This window comes from Rhodococcus marinonascens NBRC 14363 (assembly GCF_001894885.1).
Lineage (GTDB): Bacteria > Actinomycetota > Actinomycetes > Mycobacteriales > Mycobacteriaceae > Rhodococcus_F > Rhodococcus_F marinonascens.
Map to the genome: position 1 here is coordinate 1 of NZ_BCXB01000076.1, position 5321 is coordinate 5321.

6 protein-coding genes and 1 pseudogene are annotated in these 5321 nt (G+C 66.8%); 5 read left to right on the top strand and 2 right to left on the bottom strand.

Going from position 1 to position 5321, the window contains the following annotated elements; translation table 11 throughout:
• The 3 genes from RM2_RS22455 to RM2_RS24865 all read left to right on the top strand — a co-directional run.
• Positions 1–820: beta-propeller fold lactonase family protein (locus RM2_RS22455; protein ID WP_072691690.1), on the top strand; the 820-nt coding region annotated here is incomplete at its 5' end.
• 503 nt (positions 821–1323) lie between these two features.
• A complete protein-coding gene (locus RM2_RS22460; RefSeq protein ID WP_072691691.1) occupies positions 1324–2262 on the top strand; it encodes a recombinase family protein in 939 nt (312 codons plus the stop codon).
• Positions 2263–2359: 97 nt separating this feature from the next.
• A complete protein-coding gene (locus RM2_RS24865; protein WP_245814102.1) occupies positions 2360–3166 on the top strand; it encodes a hypothetical protein in 807 nt (268 codons plus the stop codon).
• 67 nt (positions 3167–3233) lie between these two features.
• On the opposite strand, the gene RM2_RS22470 is transcribed toward RM2_RS24865, so the two are convergent.
• Both RM2_RS22470 and RM2_RS22475 read right to left on the bottom strand, forming a co-directional pair.
• Complete coding sequence (locus RM2_RS22470; protein WP_072691692.1) at positions 3234–3836, bottom strand: recombinase family protein; 603 nt, start codon at positions 3834–3836, stop codon at positions 3234–3236.
• Positions 3837–3987: 151 nt separating this feature from the next.
• On the bottom strand, positions 3988–4224 hold the full coding sequence (locus RM2_RS22475; RefSeq protein WP_072691693.1) for a hypothetical protein: 237 nt from the start codon (positions 4222–4224) through the stop codon (positions 3988–3990).
• A 203-nt stretch (positions 4225–4427) separates the two neighbouring features.
• Here RM2_RS22475 and RM2_RS22480 point away from each other — a divergent pair, with 203 nt between their 5' ends.
• Positions 4428–4934: a hypothetical protein gene (locus RM2_RS22480; protein WP_072691694.1), complete on the top strand. Its 507-nt coding sequence runs from the start codon at positions 4428–4430 to the stop codon at positions 4932–4934.
• Positions 4931–5321: pseudogene (locus tag RM2_RS22485) on the top strand (RES domain-containing protein); the annotation flags it as partial. The gene RM2_RS22480 and the pseudogene RM2_RS22485, both read left to right, overlap by 4 nt.

The window sequence follows — 5321 nt, forward strand, 5'->3', positions numbered from 1 at the left end:
CCCGGTCGGAAACGACCCGGTCGGGGTGGCGATCACCCCGGACGGGGCCTTCGTCTACGTCACCAACGCTTTCAACAACACGGTGTCGGTGATCGACACCGGCACCAACACGGTCGTGGGCGCGCCCATCCCGGTCGGGAACGTCCCGTTGGGGGTGGCGATCACCCCGGACGGGGCCTTCGTCTACGTCACCAACAGTGGCGACGGCACGGTGTCGGTGATCGACACCGGCACCAACATGGTCACCGCGACCGTTGTGGGGCTGAACTTCCCGGTCGGGGTGGCGATCACCTCGGACGGTTCCCGCGCCTACGTCGCCAACGCTGTTGATGATTCGGTGTCGGTGATCGACACCGGCACCAACACGGTCGTGGGCGCGCCCATCCCCGTCGTGGGCGACCCGCGCGGGGTGGCGATTACGCCGGACGGGTCCCGCGCCTACGTCACCAACGATGACGGCAACGCGGTGTCGGTGATCGACACCGGCACCGACACGGTCGTGGGCGCGCCCATCCCGGTCGGGGACGACCCGCGCGGGGTGGCGATCACCCCGGACGGTTCCCGCGCGTACGTCGCCAACAGTGACAGCGCCACGGTGTCGGTGATCGACACCGGCACCAACACCGTCATCGAGACCGTCCCGGTCGGGTTCAGCCCACGGGGGGTGGCGATCACGCCGGACGGGTCCCGCGCCTACGTCACCAACCGTGACGGCAACACAGTGTCGGTGATCGCCATCGAGAAGTGCACCGGATCGTTGTGCTTCGACTTCGGCTCAGGCACAGGCTCAGGCACAGGCTCGGGCAGCTTTTTCAGCTGACACCCGCACCGTGAAGCCGGATGAGGCCGCCACCCCGACCGTGAGGGTGGCGGCCTCATCCGGTTCGTTGACGGGGCTTGGCGGCGGTCCGGTGAACCGGCAGCCCACCAGGTCGTCGTGCACAGGCCAGGGATCACCTGGTCTTTCACGTCTTCGGCTGAGGGTTCCAGAGGGCAAGACTGAGGTGTCCCTTATTGCTGAGGTGTCCCTTACTAAGGGACACCTCACCGATTGCGCCCACATGCTCGGTGCCTGTCTCGAGGGCATCGACGGATAGTCGGGGGACAGCACGAACACCGTCCCCGCGGGCCGAGCGACCAAATCAGACGGCCCGCCCCCGCCCGTTTGGCACTCCTGCGGTACCGGACGGAACCACGGAATTTCACGACATCCACCCAAGGGGCAGAGAAGCCCGGCTCGTGCAACCAACGCAACGACCCAGTGTCGAAAACCTGTGTCTATAAACTATGTCGAATAAACCAAGGTAGAGGTATTCTCGACGAATGTTGTTCGGTTACGCACGGGTCTCCGCCCCGGATCAGAACCCGAAATCCCAGGTCGAGGCCCTGCGCCGGGCCGGTGTCGACACCGAACGCATCCACCTCGACCACGCCGGGGGCGCCAAGGCGTCCCGGCCCCAGCTGGACCTCGTCCTGACCCTGATGCGCGGCGGCGACACCCTGGTGATCACCCGTCTGGACAGGCTCGCCCGGTCGACGGCGCACCTGATCGGCCTCGGCGCCGACCTACACGAGCGCCGGGTGGGTCTGAGGGTGCTCGAGCAGGGCATCGACACCGCCACCGCCGAAGGTGCGGCGATGATCGGGATGCTGCCGGTACTGGCGCAGCTGCATCGTGAGCTGACCGTGGCCAATACCCGCGAGGGACGCGACGCGGCCCGTGCCCGCGGCCGCAAGGGTGGGCGGCCGGCGAAACTCGCCGGCGAGCAGATCCAACTCGCCCAACACCTCTACGACACCGGCGAGCACACCGTCGCCGAGATCGCGGACCGGTTGAACGTGCCCCGCACCACCGTGTACGGGCACCTGAACACCAAGCCCAGCACCGGCCCGAACACCCACACCCGCTCCGGTGGCGCCGACCCTCCTGCGGTGCCGAGGTCGCCGCGGGCGTGCCCGACCTGCGGCTACGATCCCACCACCCGCGCCGAGGCCGCACACCAACGCGCCGACCTCGCCGTCACCTGGCTCCACCCGGATCCGAAGAGACCCGGCACCCTGCTCGAGCGACACCACTGCCGCCATTGCGAACCAGGGCCGGCGTTCGACATCGCGTGCACGATCTGCGGCGACGGCCCCATCCTCGCCGGCACACTCGCCGACCACGCCACCACCGGCACCCTTCCGGAACCGGCACAGAACTGGCTCCACAGGGCCGGATGGCACACCAGCCCGGCACTGCTCTGCCCCGACCACACATGAAACCCGTGCCGGTCACGAGAGGATCGTACGATCGACGTACCGGGACGACGACCGCACCTGCTGGTGCTGCTCACCAGCGGAAAGGACGGTGATCGCGGTGACCGACACCCTCGGCGACGCCCGTGACTGGGTGACCGAGCAACTCCGTTACCCGCAACGCGCCCCCCGCACCACCGCAGTCTTCGACTGGACCGGAATCAGCCTGTCTACTCAGGCTGCGCTCGTAGGCCTCGCCGGCCCATGTGTGGACCCGACCGTGCTCTTTGCGCGGCCGCCCCGGTGGCGCACCGTCACCCGGCGGTCCCGCCGACACCCGCAATTGACCGCCGTGCAACGCGACGAACTCCGGCGGGCGTACTCGCCGCTGCACTGGCCACTGCGCGAAGAAGGCCCCGAGACCCGCCTCGTCGCCATCGCGGAAGACGTGATCGCGCACATCTTGACCGAACCCGTCCTCGACGGACCCGGATCCGCACTCAGCTTCACCGTCGAACTGCACCACATCGCCGCAACCGCCCACGAGCTGCTGACCCTGCGAACAACCACCCCACCCCGACCGGGAAACGACGGAACCGACCCACTCACCAGGGCGAGAACAGAATGGGAACGACGCCAGGTCACTGCTGCCTGCGCCGAAGCCGGCCTCGTCGACCGGGTCGCCGCGCTCCGCCACTACCAACGCGCCCTGACGGCAATCGCGGCGAGCCTGCACACCCTGCGGGCCGTGACCGAACTGGCGGCCGGGGAAGAAGACGTGGACCGGCTTGACCAGCAAACAGTCGAATCCGAATACGCCACCGAGCACACCGCCACCCTGGCCGGTGACGTCGACGACGTCCACGCCGGACTCGACGCCGAGCTCGCCTACCTCGACAGCCTCATCCGACCGCACCCCGACACCTGACGACAACAGCGCTGCCGCGACACCGCGATGCGCTGCCTTGCCCCCTCAAAGGTGCTGGTGGCGTTACTCAGTGGTCGGCAGGGGAGTCGGGTGTGATGCGTCGGCTCTTCTCCCGAGCCAGGTTCTTGTAGACGCCGGCCTGAGAGAGATTGAACCTCTTCGACAGTTCCGCAACGGAATATTCACGGCTCTGATGCAGGTCGTAGAGCCGGGACTGCTGTACCGCGTCGAGGCGGGGTTTGCGGCCGGAGAAACCGCCGACAGCCCGACGGCGGGCATTGCCGTCCTTCGTGCGCAGCCGAATCAGACCCGACTCGAACTCGGGAAACGTCGTCGACAACATCGTGAACACCGCTGCCCCGATCGGATCACCCGGATCGTGCACGCGGCCGTCGAACATCAACCGCACCCCGCGATCCCTCAGGTCCGTGGTGATGGCACCCAGGTCAGCGGCCGAGTGGGCCAACCGATCGAGCGTGGTCACCACCAACGTGTCCCGAGCCGACAACGCCGACAACGCCGCAGTCAGAGCAGGTCGCGGCCGATCAGTGCCGGTCAGCCCGTGGTCGACATGGATCGCGGCCGCTTCGACACCCAGCGCCACCAACTGATCCCGCTGGCCTACCTCGTCGCTCCCCGACGACGAGCAGCGCGCGTACCCGATCAACATCCCACCATCGTATTCCACAAACACACCCCTCCACGGAGAGACCTGCCAAACACGAGCCACCACATGATCCGGACTCAGGGTGATGATCCCCGCAGGGCGGGGCGCAGGCTTGTTGACCTGGGGTGCTGTTTCGCCGAGCGCTATTTCTCGTTCAGTTCTGGGTGGGGAACTGTGTGCGGAGGAGTTGGTGGAGGCGGGTGCGTTTTGAGGTGTTGATCCAGGGCTTTATCCAGGGCTTCGTTGCGATGTACGTTCCGACAACGAACAAGCCGATGGAGATGGGTAGTGGAGCGGAGGGAAGGTATCCGATGCCGACTGCAACGAAACCCACGCCCACTACGAGGTGCCCGATCCACCCCATCTGGCCTGTATCGCGTTCTTCGTCCATGTCCGGGACTTTAGTTCAGCGCATGGACTTCATCTCCGCCTCCACCTGGGTGACCCCGCAGCTCACCGTCGACCGACGCCCCGAAGATCGTCGTCGAGCACTCCATGCAATGCGCCGTTGTGCGGATCGTAGGGCGACCGGTACTGCCGCTGGACCATGCTTGACCGCTTGACTTGACCGCTTGACCCTAGGAGTATCGGGGTATGAGCACTCCATTGAAGAAGGTCGTCGACGACCAGCTCGAAGCGAGCGGGATGGCCGCGGAGCGGCTCGACGCCGCCGATGCGCAGTACATCAAGGCCGGTGTCGAGAAGGTGCTGTCCAACCTCAAGGCGCGTCGGGCGTGGGAGGACCACATCGGACCGGTCCTCACGCACAGTCAGATCCTCGAAATCGCCGAGTGGTCGAAGCAGGCGTTGAGTCAGGCGGTGCAGGCTCGGCGAGTCCTGCGCTTGCACGCCGAAGACGGCAGCGTCGGGTACTGGTCGGGGGGACTGACCGACACCGCGCCGCATCGACCGCTCCTGGGGTTGAAAGAGACGTTGACGGCCTGGGGTGCCGCTGACGTCGAAGAGTGGACCGTGGTGTCGTGGTTGTCGACGAAGCAGCCGGAACTCGATGGTCGGACACCGCGCCAGGCTCTCATCGACGGGGACTGGACCGAGGTTGTGACCCTAGCCCGGCAGGCGGCGGGGCGGCTGGCTTCGTGACCCGGCCGAGAGCGAGTCAGCATCTCGGTGCGCCACCGTCACCGGACCAGCTCCGGGGCCGGTTTCCGGGGATCGCTGTTCGGGCGGGCACGGCGCTGTATCGGACCCACTCCGCCAAACTCGACCCGTGGTGGTTCGGTAGCAGCCTCGACAACCGTTTCGATCTGGCGGGACCGGCCGGCACCTGCTACACCGCCGAGTCGGAGATAGTGGGACTACTCGAAGCCTGGGCGGGGATCCGGTTCATCGCCCGCGCAGACGTCGCCGCCCGCGCAATCTCGACCCTGACCGTTGACCGGGACCTGCTCATCGCGGACCTCACTTCCAACGCCGGGATTCAGTTCGGGTTGACCGCCGAAATCTCTACCACGATCGACTACCCACTCA